This is a genomic window from Proteus hauseri (assembly GCF_004116975.1).
GTDB classification, from domain to species: Bacteria; Pseudomonadota; Gammaproteobacteria; order Enterobacterales; family Enterobacteriaceae; genus Proteus; species Proteus hauseri.
The window spans coordinates 1,215,714-1,231,469 of the sequence record NZ_CP026364.1 but is presented as its reverse complement, the minus strand read 5'-3'; the positions used below and the strand labels follow the sequence as shown (position 1 = coordinate 1,231,469).

At 39.7% G+C, this 15,756-nt stretch carries 16 protein-coding genes; 12 read left to right on the top strand and 4 right to left on the bottom strand.

Annotated elements, in window-relative coordinates; all coding sequences use genetic code 11:
• Positions 1-173 precede the first annotated feature (173 nt).
• On the bottom strand, positions 174-1,859 hold the full coding sequence (locus PH4a_RS05605) for a methyl-accepting chemotaxis protein (protein ID WP_129038393.1): 1,686 nt from the start codon (positions 1,857-1,859) through the stop codon (positions 174-176).
• Between the two features lie 333 nt (positions 1,860-2,192).
• Positions 2,193-4,127 carry an ABC transporter ATP-binding protein gene (locus PH4a_RS05600; protein ID WP_129038391.1) on the bottom strand — a complete coding sequence of 645 codons (1,935 nt, stop codon included), beginning with the start codon at positions 4,125-4,127 and terminating at the stop codon, positions 2,193-2,195.
• A 122-nt stretch (positions 4,128-4,249) separates the two neighbouring features.
• Between PH4a_RS05600 and kefG the strand changes: the two genes are divergently transcribed.
• The 4 genes from kefG to slyD all read left to right on the top strand — a co-directional run bounded on the left by kefG (position 4,250) and on the right by slyD (position 7,598).
• Positions 4,250-4,807, top strand: coding sequence for a glutathione-regulated potassium-efflux system ancillary protein KefG (gene kefG / locus PH4a_RS05595; RefSeq protein ID WP_129038389.1), 558 nt, complete (start codon positions 4,250-4,252; stop codon positions 4,805-4,807).
• The gene (gene kefB, locus PH4a_RS05590) at positions 4,807-6,669 is read left to right on the top strand and encodes a glutathione-regulated potassium-efflux system protein KefB (protein ID WP_129038387.1); all 1,863 of its coding nucleotides are present in this window, start codon (positions 4,807-4,809) and stop codon (positions 6,667-6,669) included. Before kefG ends, kefB begins: the two co-directional genes overlap by 1 nt.
• A 4-nt stretch (positions 6,670-6,673) precedes the next feature.
• Entirely contained in the window at positions 6,674-6,877 is a 204-nt protein-coding gene (locus PH4a_RS05585; RefSeq protein WP_129038385.1) for a YheV family putative zinc ribbon protein, read from the top strand.
• An 88-nt stretch (positions 6,878-6,965) separates the two neighbouring features.
• Positions 6,966-7,598 carry a peptidylprolyl isomerase gene (gene slyD, locus PH4a_RS05580; protein WP_064718108.1) on the top strand — a complete coding sequence of 211 codons (633 nt, stop codon included), beginning with the start codon at positions 6,966-6,968 and terminating at the stop codon, positions 7,596-7,598.
• Positions 7,599-7,682: 84 nt separating this feature from the next.
• Here slyD and PH4a_RS05575 read toward each other — a convergent pair whose 3' ends face one another.
• The gene (locus PH4a_RS05575; RefSeq protein WP_064718107.1) at positions 7,683-7,901 is read right to left on the bottom strand and encodes a SlyX family protein; all 219 of its coding nucleotides are present in this window, start codon (positions 7,899-7,901) and stop codon (positions 7,683-7,685) included.
• Positions 7,902-8,236: 335 nt separating this feature from the next.
• Between PH4a_RS05575 and fkpA the strand changes: the two genes are divergently transcribed.
• Entirely contained in the window at positions 8,237-8,986 is a 750-nt protein-coding gene (fkpA, locus tag PH4a_RS05570; RefSeq protein WP_129038383.1) for an FKBP-type peptidyl-prolyl cis-trans isomerase, read from the top strand.
• Between the two features lie 119 nt (positions 8,987-9,105).
• On the opposite strand, the gene PH4a_RS05565 is transcribed toward fkpA, so the two are convergent.
• Entirely contained in the window at positions 9,106-9,987 is an 882-nt protein-coding gene (locus PH4a_RS05565) for a DMT family transporter (RefSeq protein ID WP_129038381.1), read from the bottom strand.
• 646 nt (positions 9,988-10,633) lie between these two features.
• Between PH4a_RS05565 and PH4a_RS05560 the strand changes: the two genes are divergently transcribed.
• The 7 genes from PH4a_RS05560 to fusA all read left to right on the top strand — a co-directional run bounded on the left by PH4a_RS05560 (position 10,634) and on the right by fusA (position 15,699).
• Complete coding sequence (locus PH4a_RS05560; RefSeq protein WP_129038379.1) at positions 10,634-11,338, top strand: helix-turn-helix transcriptional regulator; 705 nt, start codon at positions 10,634-10,636, stop codon at positions 11,336-11,338.
• A gap of 9 nt (positions 11,339-11,347) precedes the next feature.
• Complete coding sequence (gene tusD, locus PH4a_RS05555) at positions 11,348-11,743, top strand: sulfurtransferase complex subunit TusD (RefSeq protein ID WP_129038377.1); 396 nt, start codon at positions 11,348-11,350, stop codon at positions 11,741-11,743.
• Positions 11,743-12,111, top strand: coding sequence for a sulfurtransferase complex subunit TusC (gene tusC / locus PH4a_RS05550; protein ID WP_129038375.1), 369 nt, complete (start codon positions 11,743-11,745; stop codon positions 12,109-12,111). Before tusD ends, tusC begins: the two co-directional genes overlap by 1 nt.
• A gap of 31 nt (positions 12,112-12,142) precedes the next feature.
• A complete protein-coding gene (gene tusB, locus PH4a_RS05545) occupies positions 12,143-12,436 on the top strand; it encodes a sulfurtransferase complex subunit TusB (protein WP_129038373.1) in 294 nt (97 codons plus the stop codon).
• 127 nt (positions 12,437-12,563) lie between these two features.
• Positions 12,564-12,938, top strand: a complete 375-nt coding sequence (gene rpsL, locus PH4a_RS05540) for a 30S ribosomal protein S12 (protein WP_004246896.1) — start codon at positions 12,564-12,566, stop codon at positions 12,936-12,938.
• Positions 12,939-13,035: 97 nt separating this feature from the next.
• A complete protein-coding gene (gene rpsG / locus PH4a_RS05535; protein ID WP_064718100.1) occupies positions 13,036-13,506 on the top strand; it encodes a 30S ribosomal protein S7 in 471 nt (156 codons plus the stop codon).
• 78 nt (positions 13,507-13,584) lie between these two features.
• Positions 13,585-15,699, top strand: coding sequence for an elongation factor G (gene fusA, locus PH4a_RS05530; RefSeq protein ID WP_129038371.1), 2,115 nt, complete (start codon positions 13,585-13,587; stop codon positions 15,697-15,699).
• Positions 15,700-15,756 lie beyond the last annotated feature (57 nt).

The window sequence follows — 15,756 nt, the reverse complement described above, 5'->3', positions numbered from 1 at the left end:
GTACAAACTATTTCTTCTATTTCATAAAATTGAGAAATCTTAATTTTTATATCTCTTAACGTTAAGACAAATATCCCCAATCTAATGATTGGGGATCGTGTAGGTAGAGGTTTTTTATGCGTAATATATATAACTAATGAACACCATGATGCTAATTAAGTTACAACACTAAATCAGAAACTTTCCCAATTATCATCAGCTTCATTGTTATTTGGCTTGATGGTTGGCGTTTTTGGTGTTTTTACTACTTCTGGTTCATATTTTTTTGCTGAGAAGGTTGGTAATGGTGTCGATGTTTCTTGCTCTACTTTAAATGTATTCACAATCATATCTAACATACCCGCCTGCTCACTTAATGTGGCCGATGCAGCCGTTGATTGTTCAACCATTGCTGCATTTTGCTGAGTGGCTTTATCCATTTCATTAACGGCAAGGCTAATTTGAGCAATACCACGAGTTTGTTCTTCTGAAGCAGATAAAATTTCTTTCATTGAACCCGAAACATGGTTAACGGATGTTACAATCTCGCCCATTGAAATACTGACTTGTTCAACAAGATCATTGCCTTGTCTGACACGTAAGATAGTGGACTCGATTAATTCTTTGATCTCTTTTGCGGCTTCCGCGCTGCGCTGAGCAAGGTTACGTACCTCACTTGCAACAACAGAGAACCCCCGGCCTTGCTCGCCTGCTCTTGCTGCTTCAACGGCCGCATTCAATGCCAGAATATTGGTTTGAAAAGCAATATCATCAATAACAGCTGTGATTTCGCCAATTTTTTGCGAGCGATCAGCAATGTCAGTCATTGTCATCACCATCTTGTTACTGTGCTCGCCACCTTGGACAGCAATATCTGCAGTGCTAATAACGAGTTCTGTCACTTCACGAGCGCTTTCTGTATTGTTACGAATAGTCGCCGTCATCTGTTCCATACTCGATGCGGTTTCTTCTAATGCGCTAGCTTGTTCTTCGGTTCTGCTTGATAAGTCATTATTACCTGCTGCAATTTCTTGTACGCCAGTATAAATATGGCTACTGCTATTTCGAATAGAAGTCACCATCTCTTTTAAACGAGCACGCATTTGTTGCAAGCCAAGCATTAATTGGTCAATCTCAGTATTACCTGAAACGTCACTATCCATGCGACTGACTAAATCACCTTTAGCAATAGTTTCCTGATAAGTGATCATTTGATTAATACGAGCAATGATGTATTTACGGATCCAAATAAGAACTAATGTCGTGAAGATAAGGAAAATACCCATAAAGGTAGATGCTATCCATAACATGCTGTAGTAGTTCTTTTCCGCTTCAGTGACCGAAGGATTAACAACGTCATCGGTAATAAAGTCAGTTGCTTCATACAATGAGTTGGTAAAATTGGTATTTGCTGGGCTTTTTAAGATCAACGTAATTGCATTCACATTACGTTCACCTAAATATTGTGCGAGAAGATCTAAATCAGTGCGACTTTTTTGATAAAGCTGTTTGATTTGTGCCATTCGCTGTTGGTCAAAGCCTGTTTGGGCTGATAAATCAACATACTCATTCATCAATTTATCAACGTCAGCCTTGCGTGTATTTATGGTTTGCATAAATGCAGTTACATTAGCATCTTCTTTGCTTGGATTTGATATGTAACTAAATGCTTGAGCAATGATATCTGTGCGTAATGTATTTAATTCCGCATAGGTATTATCCATAGTACGCAGTTGATCAAAACTGTATGAGATTAATTTAAGTTTATTTTGTGTCTGGTAAGCATCATGAATACTTTGCACGCCAGAAATTACCTGAATAATACAAAACAGAGTCAGAACACACATTAAACCTTGAGAGATTTTAATTCGTTTTAACATAACCCTACCTATTAGCTTTGTCTTCACTTTTGTAAGTGGGAGGTCCACTTAGCAGAATGATTAATTCGGCTGGAATGTTAAAAACTTTAGAGCGAAATAGTTTATTTCCTTTACTAAATACAAATGATAGGTAAATAAAAGATAGGCTATTATTTTAATTGGGTTATTGCGACAAAGGTCGATATTATCTTTTGTGTAATTCGTGCGGTAGTAAAATGAAATAAATGCACTAAGTAAAATGAGTTGTATAAGTTTTTAGAATGAATAAGGCAATAAAAAACAAGAGAGCTGCTTATTTCTAAAACAGTTCTCTTATTTATATGTTAAGTATTATTATTGTGATTCAAATTCTGCTGTCATTTCTTCAAGCGTTTCTTGTAATGTCATCCATTCCATTTCAACTTCTTCAAGCGCTGATTTTGCGACACCTTGGCGGCTTAAATAGTCAGAAAGCTCATTTTTACGGTTAGTGTCATAAATACTACTGTCTGAAAGCGCAGTTTCAATATTAGCTAACTCTTGGCTTAACTTATCCATTTTACTTTCTAAGGTGGTTAGTTTTTTACGTAAAGGTTGAGTTTGTTGTCTAAACTCTGCTTCTTTGCGTTTTTGCTCTTTTTTATCTTGAGCGCTTAAATTAGTGGTGTTAGTACTGTTATCCTTTTCTTGTTGGCTCTTATTAGCTTGAGTTTCTTGACGATTTTGATCAACCAGCCATTGCTGATAGTCATCAAGGTCACCATTAAATGGCTCGACTTGACCATCATGAACCAGATAAAGATCGTCGGTGGTTGAGCGTAATAAGTGACGGTCATGGGAAACCACAACGATAGCCCCTTCAAAGCTAATTAACGCTTCAGTTAATGCTTGTCGCATATCTAAATCAAGGTGGTTGGTCGGTTCATCCATTAACAGTAAATTTGGACGCTGCCAAACCAGTAGAGATAAAACAAGGCGTGCTTTTTCACCCCCTGAAAATTGCCCACAAGCATCTGTAACTTTATCACCATGAAAACCAAAGCCACCGAGATAATCACGTAGTTTTTGCTCCGTTTCTTTCGGTGCTAAACGCGTTAAATGTTGTAATGCTGATTCATCTGAGCGTAAAAACTCTAATTGATGCTGAGCAAAATAACCGAGCTTAATTCCTTTTGATAAACCAATCTTACCTTGTAGTGGCTCAATTTCGTTAGCAAGTAGTTTAATTAAGGTCGATTTACCTGCACCATTGCGGCCAAGTAAGCCAATCCGAGAGCCAGGGATTAAATTAAGCTTAATATCATTGAGAATGACTTTATCGCCGTAGCCCGCACTGATTTTTTCCATTGAAAGTAACGGATTAGGCAGGCTTTCTGGTTGACGAAAACTAAAGTGGAAAGGGTTATCTAAATGCGCAGGGGCAACACGTTCCATGCGTTCGAGCATTTTTACGCGGCTTTGTGCTTGTTTCGCTTTTGTCGCCTTGGCTTTAAAGCGGTCGATAAAACTTTGTAGGTGAGCAATTTTACCTTGCTGATTTTCAAATAATGCTTGCTGCTGAGCCAATTTTGTTGCTCGTTGCAATTCAAAGGAAGAGTAATTTCCTGAATATTCAAATATCTTTTCTTGCTCAATATGTAAAATTTTATCTACGATAGGATCAAGAAAATCGCGGTCATGAGATATCAAAATTAACGTGCCTGTATAACTCTTTAACCATTTTTCTAGCCAAATAACGGCATCTAAATCTAAATGGTTGGTTGGTTCATCAAGCAATAATAAATCAGAACGACAAATCAGCGCTTGAGCAAGGTTTAAACGCATTCTCCAACCACCGGAAAATGATTTTACTGGCTCATTGAGCTGTTGTTGACTAAAGCCTAATCCATTGAGTAGCGTGGCCGCACGAGATTGAATAGTCCATGCATTAATTGCGTCTAATTGCCCATGAATCAGAGCAATAGCATGGCCATCGTTAGCGTTATTAGCTTTTTGTAAACGTTGCTCAAGTGTGCGGTATTCTCTATCACCATCAATGACATAATCAATTGCAGGAATATCAAGTGCAGGGGTTTCTTGGTTTACCCACGCCATCGCCCAAGAGCTTGGGAATGTCACATCACCGGCTTCAGCTTGTAGCTCGCCTTTTAATAATGAAAGCAGTGTGGTTTTACCACAGCCATTTTTGCCGACTAAACCAATTTTCTGTCCTGGGTTAATAGTTGCACTGGCATTTTCCAGTAGCACCCTAACGCCACGGCGAATTTCTAAAGAAGAAAAAACAATCATAGATATCGTCTATTAAGAGTATGTTAAATTAATATATAGAATAAGTTGTTCGTAACAGTTGGTCACAATGCGTGCATGGTAACGGAAAAATCTGTTTCTGACACGCTTTGTAAGGAGGAGTGATGTCAAACGCATCAAATGTATTACTAATCTATGTACATCCCGAACCGCGACAATCTGTCGCCAATAAGGCGTTATTGAATGCGGTGAGGGATTTAGAGAACCTAACTATTCATGATTTGTATGCAGTTTATCCTGATTTCTTTATCGATATTCATCATGAGCAGGCTCTATTATGCCAACATCAGGTGATTGTGTTTCAATTTCCATTACAAACTTACAGTTGCCCAGCATTGCTAAAAGAGTGGCAAGATAGGGTGCTTACGCGTCCTTTTGCGGGTTCGAATCGTGTTAGTCGATCACAATTAAAAGGGAAATCATTTCGCTGTGTCGTCACAACGGGTGAACCTGAATATGCTTATCAGCACAATGGAAAAAATCGTTATACGTTATCTGAATTATTGAGACCTTTAGAATTGATGGCTGAAATGTGTGGTATGCGTTGGTTGTCTCCTATGATTATTTATTCCGCAAGACAGCAATCTCCAGCAACATTAACCCATATTAGTGATGCTTATCGCCAATGGCTAATCGCCCCTCTTGAAGGAGAACACGCTTAATGGACGATAATTGGATGATAAAAGCGGTGCTATTTTTCCTTTGTGCTGCTGTGGTCATGGTGCCTATTGCCCAGCGTATTAAAATTGGTGCTGTTTTGGGCTATTTAATCGCCGGTATCGTGATTGGGCCTTGGGGATTCGGGCTATTTAAAGACGTCGATAATATTTTACATTTTGCTGAGTTAGGGGTGGTTTTTTTAATGTTCTTGATAGGACTTGAATTAAACCCTGCAAAACTTTGGCAATTAAGACGCTCAATTTTTGGCGTAGGCTCAATGCAGGTTGTGTTTACCGTTTCTATTTTCGCTGGGCTAATTTTGCTGTTTACTTCATTTTCATGGCAAGCCGCGGTGATTGGAGGTTGTGGTATTGCAATGTCATCCACGGCAATGGCGTTGCAGCTGATGAACGAAAAGGGCATGAACCATAATGAAGGGGGGCAACTTGGATTTTCGGTTCTACTCTTTCAAGATATGGCTGTGATCCCCATTTTAGCCATTATCCCGTTATTAGCGGGTGAAACAGCAAGCAGTGATTGGTATAAGATTGGCTTAAAAGTTATGTCATTTGCTGTTTTACTGATTTGTGGCCGTTTTTTATTGCGTCCACTGTTTCGCTTAGTTGTTAAATCAGGCGTAAGAGAAGTTTTTACCGCGGCGGCGTTATTAGTGGTGTTAGGTGCCGCTTTGTTTATGGAAACACTCGGCTTTTCTATGGCAATGGGAACCTTTATTGCGGGTGTCTTATTGGCCGATTCTGAATATCGTCATGAGTTAGAAATTTCTATTGAACCATTTAAAGGGTTACTTTTGGGACTCTTTTTTATCTCTGTTGGTATGTCGTTAGATATTGGTATTTTATGGCGTTACTTACTCGAAGTTTTGCTTGGCGTGCTAGTTCTTGTTTTGGTTAAAGCCGCCATCCTTTATGGTATTGGCTGGTTAGCTGGTTTACGTTTTTCAACACGATTGCAATTTTCTGCTGTTTTAAGCCAAGGTGGTGAATTCGCTTTTGTTGTGTTTTCTACATCTATGGCGATGGGCGTGTTGGATAGTCAGCAAATGGCATTATTGCTGGTGGTTGTGACACTTTCCATGATGACAACACCTCTTGTGATGCAACTGACAGACGTTGTGTTATCTCGCCGTTATAATGAGGAACAAACCGATGAAGAGCCTTTTGTGGAAAATAATCAGCCTGAAGTAATTTTGGTTGGATTTGGCCGTATGGGGCAAGTAGTGGGACGCTTGTTAATGGCGAATAAAATTAATACTACTGTATTAGAGCATGATGTGGGGATCTTAAGCACCATGCGTAAATATGGTTATAAAGTTTATTATGGTGATGCAACGGATCTCAATCTATTACGAGCCGCAGGCGCAGAACATGCCAAAGCGATAGTTATCACTAGTAATGAACCAGAATCTACGATGGATATTGTCCATTTGTGCCAGCAGCATTTCCCTAATTTACATATTATTGCTAGGGCTAGAGGGCGTGTAGAAGCTCATGAGTTACTAAAAGCGGGTGTGACAGAGTTTAGCAGAGAAACATTTTCTAGTGCGTTGGAATTAGGTCGTAAGACATTGATTGAACTTGGAATGCATCCTCATCAAGCTTATCGCGCTCAGCAACATTTTCGTCGTTTAGATATGCAGCTGCTAAGAAAGTTGGTTGATGAATCTCCAGAAGAGGTATCAAACGTTTCACGTGTTAAAGAGGCTCGTAGAGAGCTAGAAGAGCTTTTTCATGAAGAGATCCTACAAGAACATCATCAACCTGATATTTGGGATGAATCTTTAACCGAAGCCATTCCTCAAACAATAAGAGAAAAAAAATCTATTGATAAACAGGAGAATTGACCCCATGTCTGCAATCCGTAAACGCTTTATCGCAGGAGCAGTGTGTCCTCACTGTCAAGCTCAAGATACATTAAAAATGTGGCGAGAAGATAAAGTGGATATCGTGGAATGTGCTCAATGTGGCCATCAGCAAAGACAAATAGATGGTGAGGTAAATTCACTTGTTCGTGAAAATGAACAGGTCATTGGGATCTTTACACCACAATAATTGTAGGTTTTTTGATATAACCCGATACAGAAGATTTATTTTTCGTTACAATCGGGAAAATTTTGCCCACGGGTATGTAGGAGATGTCATGAAAGTAGCAAACGACTTGGTAGTTAGTCTGGCTTATCAAGTAAGAACAGAAGACGGTGTTTTGGTTGATGAGTCCCCGGTGAGTGCACCGTTAGACTATCTGCATGGCCGTGGTTCTTTAATCAGCGGTTTAGAAAATGCTTTAAATGGTCGCGAAGTCGGTGAGAAATTTGACGTAGAAGTTGCATCTGATGATGCTTACGGTCAATACGACGAAAACTTAGTTCAACGCGTACCAAAAGATGTTTTTGTTGGCGTTGATGAATTAGAAGTTGGTATGCGTTTCTTAGCGGATACAGATCAAGGCCCAGTACCTGTAGAAATCACAGGTATCGAAGGTGATGACGTTATCGTTGATGGTAACCACATGTTAGCAGGTCAAAACCTGAAGTTTCATGTTGAAATCATTGCTGTTCGCGAAGCAACAGAAGAAGAACTGGCTCATGGTCATGTTCACGGTGAAGAAGATGAGCACGAATGTTGTGGTGGTCATGGTCACGGTGAAGAAGGCGGATGTTGTGGCGGTGGACATGGTCACGACCACGGTGAAGAAGGCGGATGCTGCGGTGGCGGCGGACATGGTCACGATGGTCATGGCCACGGTAATGGCGGTTGTGGTTGCCAGCACTAATCTTTATTTAGATATGTTAAAAGGAGCGCTTAAACGCTCCTTTTTTGTTGTCTAATAGGGGTTAATGTGCTGATTTATTACAAATTAATAATGAGGAGGTGGGGTTTCATCCTCAGGTCTAGCAAGCATTGAAGGTTGAGTGGCTTTTAATCTTTCCGTTACCACTTTTAAATGCTCTTTAAATCGGCTCATCTCAATTTGTTGCTGTGTGACCACTTGATTGAGTTCTTCAATGGTGGCATCTTGAAAAGCAATTTTACTTTCCAACTGAATGAGTAACTCTTCTATTTCCTTAATATCCATTGTGTTTTTCCTCCTTTAATACGTCTTATTACGACGAATATAGTCAATTAGCTCACGAAATTTAATCTTATTTACTGATATATACACAGGAAGACATAAATCTGGTTTGAGATAAAAGACTATTTTGTTAATGTGATAACACTCTGCGTTGACAAAAATCCTAACATTAACTGTTAAGAGTGTCGGCAAATTTTTTAAATTCATATAAAATTGCTAACAGCGGATGAGATCTACTCCGCAATGACAGCAAGAAGTGGTGCTAATCGTTTTTGCTAAGATCTATGATGATCGTTTGCACAAACGTAGCGATTCACTAATAAATACTGGAGAATGGGATGAAAGCTTTATTAAAAACGACGTTGCTGGCAACAAGTTTAGCATTTGCATTCAGTGCGCCAAGCGCATTTGCTGAAGAAGTCGCTAAAGTGCCAACATTAAACAGCGCGTTTAAGACTCAGGATGAGCAAAATGCATATGCTTTAGGTGCATCAATGGGTCGCTACATGGAAGCTGCATTGCAAGAGCAAAAAAATATCGGTATTACTTTAGATTCAAAACAACTGTTAGCCGGTGTTCAAGATGCATTTAATAGCAAATCAAAATTGTCTGATGCTGAAATCGAATTAACGTTAGCTGCATTTGAAGACCAAGTTCGTAATGCTGCAACCATTAAAATGGAAAAAGAAGCCACTGAAAATAAAACAGCGGGTGATAAATTCCGTACAGAATTTGCAGCAGAAAAAGGTGTCGTTAAAACTAAATCAGGTTTACTGTATTTAGTTGAAAATGCGGGTAAAGGTAAAACGCCTACTGATGCTGACCGCGTAACAGTAAACTATAAAGGTATGCTTATCGATGGCAAACAGTTCGATAGCTCTTATGATCGTAAAGAGCCGCTGACTATTAGCCTGAAAAGTGTTATCCCTGGTTGGACAGAAGGTCTGAAATACATCAAAGAAGGCGGTAAAATCAAACTGGTTATTCCACCAGAATTAGGTTATGGCCAACGCGCAACTAGCGGTATTCCTGCTAATTCAACATTAGTATTTGAAGTTGAATTATTAAGTGTTGAAAGCGATAAATAATATTTAAAACGCTATTGAATCGTTTTGTCATTTGTCATAAAGATGATTCATTAGCGGGTTAATAAAATAAAAATGCTGGATAGACTCCAGCATTTTTTTATGTATTTTAAACTGAAAAATTACTCCATCTTTTCTTCTACAATAATCGCTTTTGGTTTTTTAAAGACAAAAAGTAAACCAATAATAATTGCACCCATTCCGGCTAAACTTAACCAAGACATTTTATTACCCAAAAAGATATAGTCCATTAATGCAGTAACGCCAGGGACTAAATAAAACAGGCTGGTAACATTAACGAGGTTTCCTGTGGTGAGTAAGCGATATAACAGCAATTGAGCAACAACAGAAATAATAATAGCGAGCCATAATACAGGAATAATAAAGCCAATATCGAAAGAGACTTTAATAGGTTGAAAAGGCACAAATAATAAACATAATGCGAGGCTAACGACATATTGCAAAGGCAATGCATCCATTGGCGCTAATTGAAGTTTCTTTTGTGAAATCGCACCAAAACTCATACACAATAAAGCGACGAGTGCATAAATCATCCCAGTCAACGAAAGTGCTGTATTAAATAAACTCTGAGCCACAACAAGAACAAGACCCGCAAGTGCAATAAGAAGTCCGAATAATCTCGTTGCCGTAAAATTGCGCTCAATTATCCATAACGTAATTATGGGTTGAATGCCCATAATTGTTGCTAACATACCCGGTGTAATACTATTAGCTAAGGCTAAAAGATAACAAATAGAATAACCACCAATAATAAGCAAACCGACCCACGCTGTTTTTAGGCGACGCCCTTTTGGCGGTAAAAAACGATGGCGTTGAAAACATAAAACAGCGAGAAAAGCTAAAGCTATCACAAAGCGCCAAGTTAAAATGGCAAAAGAACTTCCGTTATCTAAGCCCCAACGTGAAAATATTGCGCCACTACTCCAAAGTAAGACGAATAATGTTGTTGGGCCAAACTTAGCCCAATATTGGCGTAATTGCATAGCGACACACCTGTAACATAGGAAAAAATATATTTAATATTTTAGCGTGGCTTAGAATGAGTGAATTAGATTTAAAAAAAATACTCATTTATGATTAACATTAATAAATATCGATTAAATCTAGTGATTAATCTAATCGAGTAAATTAAGCAAAAAAACTGCGACAACAACTATTGTATTAACAATAACCACTTTTTTTGAAAGAGGTGAAGATAAGGGGAACAATAATAGGTATAGGAGCAGCAAGTATTAATGCAATTATTTATGTAGTTTGCTCAAATTTATGAACTACCAGTCTATTCATAGGATTAACAACGTTTTAAGATAATAATTTCTCGAACGTAGGAAATCTATAGCAGAGTGTCAAATTTTATTGCTTTCCTCTTAAAAGAGGTAAATTACAATAAAGAATTGCGTGATAGCTAAAGAAATACAAAGAAAATAGTGAAAAGCTGTGACCTATCACAAAGCTCTTATTCTAAGTAACTTGACGTTAATGTCCTTGCGATCTAACGTCGGAATTGTTCCTAATTCCGTTTTTACATTAAAAAAAATTAAATTGAATTGATTCACAGTGATGAATCGTTATAAAAAATAGAACCTCAAGTCATTATCATAATTAAAGCCTTTAAGGATTATATAATCAATGTCTAGCCCATTATTTTATGGTGACAGCAGCGAGTTCGAAAAACTTGATAGCCGACCTTTTGCCCAAACTGATCACGAGATTTTAAAAGCGTATGAAGCAGCGGTAGATGGCTTAGCGATGCTGATTGGTAACCATTGTGAAATCGTATTGCACTCTCTGGAAGATTTGAAATGTTCAGCGGTTAAAATTGCTAATGGGGAACACACTGGTCGTAAGATCGGTTCACCTATTACTGATTTGGCATTACAAATGTTACATGATATCACAGATGAAGATTCAAGTTTTTCAAAGGCTTATTTTACAAGAGCCAAAAGTGGTGCATTGATGAAATCTATCACTATCGCTATTCGTAATCGCGAACGTCGTGTGATCGGATTGTTGTGTATCAATATGAATCTTGATGTCCCATTCTCGGATATAATTAAAACCTTTATTCCAGAAGAGACTCATGACGTTGCTTCTGATGTTAACTTTGCCTCTTCTGTTGATGATTTGGTTGCCCAAACATTAGAATTTACGATAGAAGAAGTGAATAATGATAGAGAAGTGGCAAATAACGCGAAAAATAAACAAGTTGTTTTAAGTCTTTATGAAAAAGGTATATTTGATATTAAAGATGCCATTAATCAAGTCGCTGATAGATTGAATATTTCTAAACACACTGTGTATCTTTATATCCGTCAATTTAAGAATGGAGAATAAAGTAACACAATGAATTCCCTGACGTATTGCTTGATTGTTACAGGCCCTCATTATGGTACAGAACAAGCATCAAGTGCTTATTTGTTTGCAAATGCACTCATAGAAAAAGGGCATAAAATTGCCCAAGTTTTTTTCTATCGTGATGGCGTAACTAATGCGAATAAATTAGTTTCACCTGCTAGCGATGAATTTAATCTGCCAAAAGCGTGGCTGGCGTTTGCAAAAGAACATCATATTCCATTGCAAGTGTGTGTTGCTGCAGCGTTACGCAGAGGAATTATTGATGAGCAGCAGGCAAAAGAGCAGGGAATTGATGGCGCTAATTTAGCATCAGAGTTTGAGTTAAGCGGATTAGGTTCACTTGCTCAAACAATGCTAACGTGCTCTCGGGTGGTGCAATTTTAATGAAAAAAATAAATTCGGTCGCATTTGTTTTTACTCAAGCTCCGCATGGTAATGCAACAGGCCGTGAAGGGTTAGATGCATTACTTGCTACCTCTGCATTAACTGAAGATATTGGTGTGTTTTTTTTATCTGATGGCGTCTTTCAGTTAGTTGACAATCAACAGCCTGATGGCATCTTGTCGCGTCATCATGCTGCGACATTTAAAGTACTACCCCTGTATGATATTACAAGCATCTATGTATCACAGGAAGACATAACACTTCGAGGCTTGTCAGCACAAACATCGTTTGTGTTAGCAGCCCAAAAATTATCATTTCATGATATTACACAAAAATTACATGATTATGATGTGGTGTTGCGTTTTTAACAGTGGAGTTAGTCAGGAAGGTTGCACAGTTATGTTGTATACTTATTCCGTTTCTATTTATCAGAGTGATTTAGAGACATTTTTATCTTTACTGACAAAACAGGATGAAGTTTTGTTAATACAAGATGGGGTACTTGCTGTCTTAGAAGGTAACCCGCTACTTAAATTTTGTCTTAAACAGCAAATTCCAATTTATGCGTTAATTGACGATGTTGTTGCCCGAGGTCTAAAAGATCAAGCTTCTCATCACATTACCTTAGTCAATTATGGTGATTTTGTCGATTTAACTGTAAAACATCCCCAACAAATGCACTGGGGAGTGTAGAATTGCTGTATAATTCTTGACACATGAGCCCGTCAGCAATAAAATTCTGCGTCCTCATGTTTTGTCTTGTTGACAAGACAGAGTTCAAATCCGTGTTTACGAAGCAAAAACCAGGAGCTTTTTTTAAATGGCAACTATTAACCAGCTGGTGCGCAAATCTCGTAGCTCGAAAGTTGTTAAAAGCAACGTTCCAGCTCTGGAAGCTTGCCCGCAAAAACGTGGCGTATGTACTCGTGTATATACTACCACTCCAAAAAAACCAAACTCAGCACTGCGTAAAGTATGCCGTGTTCGTTTGACTAACGGTTTCGAAGTTTCTTCCTACATCGGTGGTGAAGGCCACAACTTGCAGGAACACTCCGTTATCCTAATCCGTGGTGGTCGTGTTAAAGACTTACCAGGTGTGCGTTACCACACTGTTCGCGGCGCGCTGGACTGTTCCGGTGTTAAAGACCGTAAACAAGGTCGCTCTAAGTACGGTGTGAAGAAGCCAAAGGCTTAATGGTTCTCCGTTAAGTAAGGCCAAACATTTTTCACTATTAATGTCAAAATAAACTCATTGAGTTTTGGACAACCCTGAATTTAAACGGAGTATTTCCATGCCACGTCGTCGTGTAATTGGTCAACGTAAAATTCTGCCAGATCCTAAGTTCGGATCAGAACTGCTGGCCAAATTTGTTAACATTCTGATGGTAGATGGTAAAAAATCTACAGCAGAATCTATCGTTTATAACGCGCTTGAGACCCTGGCTCAGCGTTCTGGCAAAACTGAACTGGAAGCGTTCGATATCGCATTAGATAACGTTCGCCCAACTGTGGAAGTTAAGTCCCGCCGTGTTGGTGGTTCTACTTACCAGGTTCCAGTTGAAGTTCGCCCAGTTCGTCGTAATGCATTAGCAATGCGTTGGATTGTTGAAGCTGCTCGTAAACGCGGTGATAAATCCATGGCTTTACGCCTGGCAAATGAATTATCTGATGCGGCTGAAAACAAAGGCGCTGCTGTTAAGAAACGTGAAGACGTTCACCGTATGGCAGATGCAAACAAGGCGTTCGCACACTACCGTTGGTAATCCACGGAGTATTGCAACTCTTTTCAGGACAGCTCTGCTGTCCTTTACCTGAATTGAACGCCCACGAGAGAGGAAAAAATGGCTCGTCAAACCCCCATAGCACGTTACCGTAACATCGGTATCAGTGCGCACATCGATGCCGGTAAAACCACTACAAGTGAACGTATTCTGTTTTATACCGGTGTAAACCATAAAATTGGTGAAACTCACGAAGGTTCAGCAACAATGGACTGGATGGAGCAGGAGCAGGAGCGTGGTATTACTATCACATCCGCAGCAACTACTGCATTCTGGTCTGGTATGGCTAAACAGTTTGAGCCTCACCGTGTAAACATCATCGACACCCCAGGTCACGTTGACTTCACTATCGAAGTTGAACGTTCTATGCGTGTTCTTGATGGCGCGGTTATGGTTTACTGTGCAGTTGGTGGTGTTCAGCCTCAGTCAGAAACAGTATGGCGCCAGGCTAACAAATATCATGTACCACGTATCGCGTTCGTTAACAAAATGGACCGTATGGGTGCAAACTTCCTGCGTGTTGTTGAGCAAATCAAAACGCGTCTGGCTGCAAACCCAGTTCCTCTTCAGATCCCAGTAGGCGCTGAAGAACATTTCACCGGTGTTGTTGATTTAATCAAAATGAAAGCAATCCGTTGGAGTGAAGAAGATCAAGGTGTTACCTTCGAATACGAAGACATTCCTGCAGAGCTGCAAGATTTAGCAGACGAATGGCACAACAACCTGATCGAATCTGCTGCTGAAGCATCAGAAGAACTGATGGACAAATATCTGGGCGGCGAAGAATTGACAGAAGCAGAAATCAAAGCTGCTCTGCGTAAGCGCGTTCTGGATAACGAAATTATCCTGGTTACCTGTGGTTCTGCATTTAAGAACAAAGGTGTTCAGGCAATGCTGGATGCGGTTATTGAATACCTGCCAGCACCAACAGATGTTGCTGCAATCAATGGTATGTTACCAGATGGTAAAGATACCCCAGCAGAACGTCATTCAAGCGATGAAGAGCCATTCTCTGCACTGGCATTCAAAATTGCTACAGACCCATTTGTTGGTAACTTAACATTCTTCCGTGTGTACTCAGGTGTTGTAAACTCTGGTGACACAGTTCTGAACCCGGTTAAAGACAGAAAAGAACGTTTTGGCCGTATTGTTCAGATGCATGCTAATAAGCGTGAAGAAATTAAAGAAGTTCGTGCAGGCGACATCGCTGCTGCTATCGGTCTGAAAGACGTAACTACAGGTGATACTTTATGTGCGATAGATGCACCAATCATCTTAGAACGTATGGAATTCCCAGAGCCAGTTATCTCTGTTGCTATCGAACCTAAGACTAAAGTTGACCAAGAAAAAATGGGTATCGCTCTGAACCGTCTGGCTCAGGAAGATCCATCTTTCCGCGTATCAAGCGACGAAGAAACTGGTCAAACAATCATCGCTGGTATGGGTGAGTTACACTTAGACGTTCTGGTTGACCGTATGCGTCGCGAATTTAAAGTTGAAGCGAACGTAGGTAAACCACAGGTCGCTTATCGTGAAACAATTCGCGATACAGTAACTGATATCGAAGGTAAACACGCGAAACAATCTGGTGGTCGTGGTCAGTATGGTCATGTTGTTATTGACCTGTCTCCATTACCAGCAGGTGGTGAGCAAAACTACGTGTTTGAAAACGATATCGTTGGTGGTGTAATTCCTAAAGAATTCATCCCAGCTGTTGATAAAGGTATTCAAGAACAGCTGAAATCTGGTCCATTAGCAGGTTATCCTGTTGTGGATATTAAGGCTCGTTTACATTATGGTTCTTACCATGATGTTGACTCCTCAGAAATCGCGTTTAAAATTGCCGCGTCAATGGCATTTAAAGACGGCTTCATGAAAGCTAAGCCAATTCTGCTTGAGCCAGTCATGAAAGTTGAGATTGAAACGCCAGAAGATTACATGGGCGACGTTATCGGTGACTTAAACCGTCGTCGTGGTATGGTTGAAGGTATGGACGATTTGCCTACCGGTAAGATCATCCGTGCTCAAGTACCACTGGCTGAAATGTTCGGTTATGCAACTGACCTGCGTTCACAAACTCAGGGTCGTGCTTCTTACTCTATGGAGTTCTTGAAGTACAGCGAAGCGCCTAGCAACGTCGCTCAGGCTATTATCGAAGCTCGTAAAGCGAAATAAGATCCTTTCGAGTTCAATTTAGTTTACGCTCCCTCTGCTAGAGGGAGCGATATTAAG

Coding starts and splice junctions, on each gene's coding strand:
- PH4a_RS05605 (WP_129038393.1), bottom strand. CDS start 1,859: ATGTTAAAACGAATTAAAATCTCTCAAGGTTTAATGTGTGTTCTGACT.
- PH4a_RS05600 (WP_129038391.1), bottom strand. CDS start 4,127: ATGATTGTTTTTTCTTCTTTAGAAATTCGCCGTGGCGTTAGGGTGCTA.
- kefG (WP_129038389.1), top strand. CDS start 4,250: ATGTCAAACGCATCAAATGTATTACTAATCTATGTACATCCCGAACCG.
- kefB (WP_129038387.1), top strand. CDS start 4,807: ATGGACGATAATTGGATGATAAAAGCGGTGCTATTTTTCCTTTGTGCT.
- PH4a_RS05585 (WP_129038385.1), top strand. CDS start 6,674: ATGTCTGCAATCCGTAAACGCTTTATCGCAGGAGCAGTGTGTCCTCAC.
- slyD (WP_064718108.1), top strand. CDS start 6,966: ATGAAAGTAGCAAACGACTTGGTAGTTAGTCTGGCTTATCAAGTAAGA.
- PH4a_RS05575 (WP_064718107.1), bottom strand. CDS start 7,901: ATGGATATTAAGGAAATAGAAGAGTTACTCATTCAGTTGGAAAGTAAA.
- fkpA (WP_129038383.1), top strand. CDS start 8,237: ATGAAAGCTTTATTAAAAACGACGTTGCTGGCAACAAGTTTAGCATTT.
- PH4a_RS05565 (WP_129038381.1), bottom strand. CDS start 9,987: ATGCAATTACGCCAATATTGGGCTAAGTTTGGCCCAACAACATTATTC.
- PH4a_RS05560 (WP_129038379.1), top strand. CDS start 10,634: ATGTCTAGCCCATTATTTTATGGTGACAGCAGCGAGTTCGAAAAACTT.
- tusD (WP_129038377.1), top strand. CDS start 11,348: ATGAATTCCCTGACGTATTGCTTGATTGTTACAGGCCCTCATTATGGT.
- tusC (WP_129038375.1), top strand. CDS start 11,743: ATGAAAAAAATAAATTCGGTCGCATTTGTTTTTACTCAAGCTCCGCAT.
- tusB (WP_129038373.1), top strand. CDS start 12,143: ATGTTGTATACTTATTCCGTTTCTATTTATCAGAGTGATTTAGAGACA.
- rpsL (WP_004246896.1), top strand. CDS start 12,564: ATGGCAACTATTAACCAGCTGGTGCGCAAATCTCGTAGCTCGAAAGTT.
- rpsG (WP_064718100.1), top strand. CDS start 13,036: ATGCCACGTCGTCGTGTAATTGGTCAACGTAAAATTCTGCCAGATCCT.
- fusA (WP_129038371.1), top strand. CDS start 13,585: ATGGCTCGTCAAACCCCCATAGCACGTTACCGTAACATCGGTATCAGT.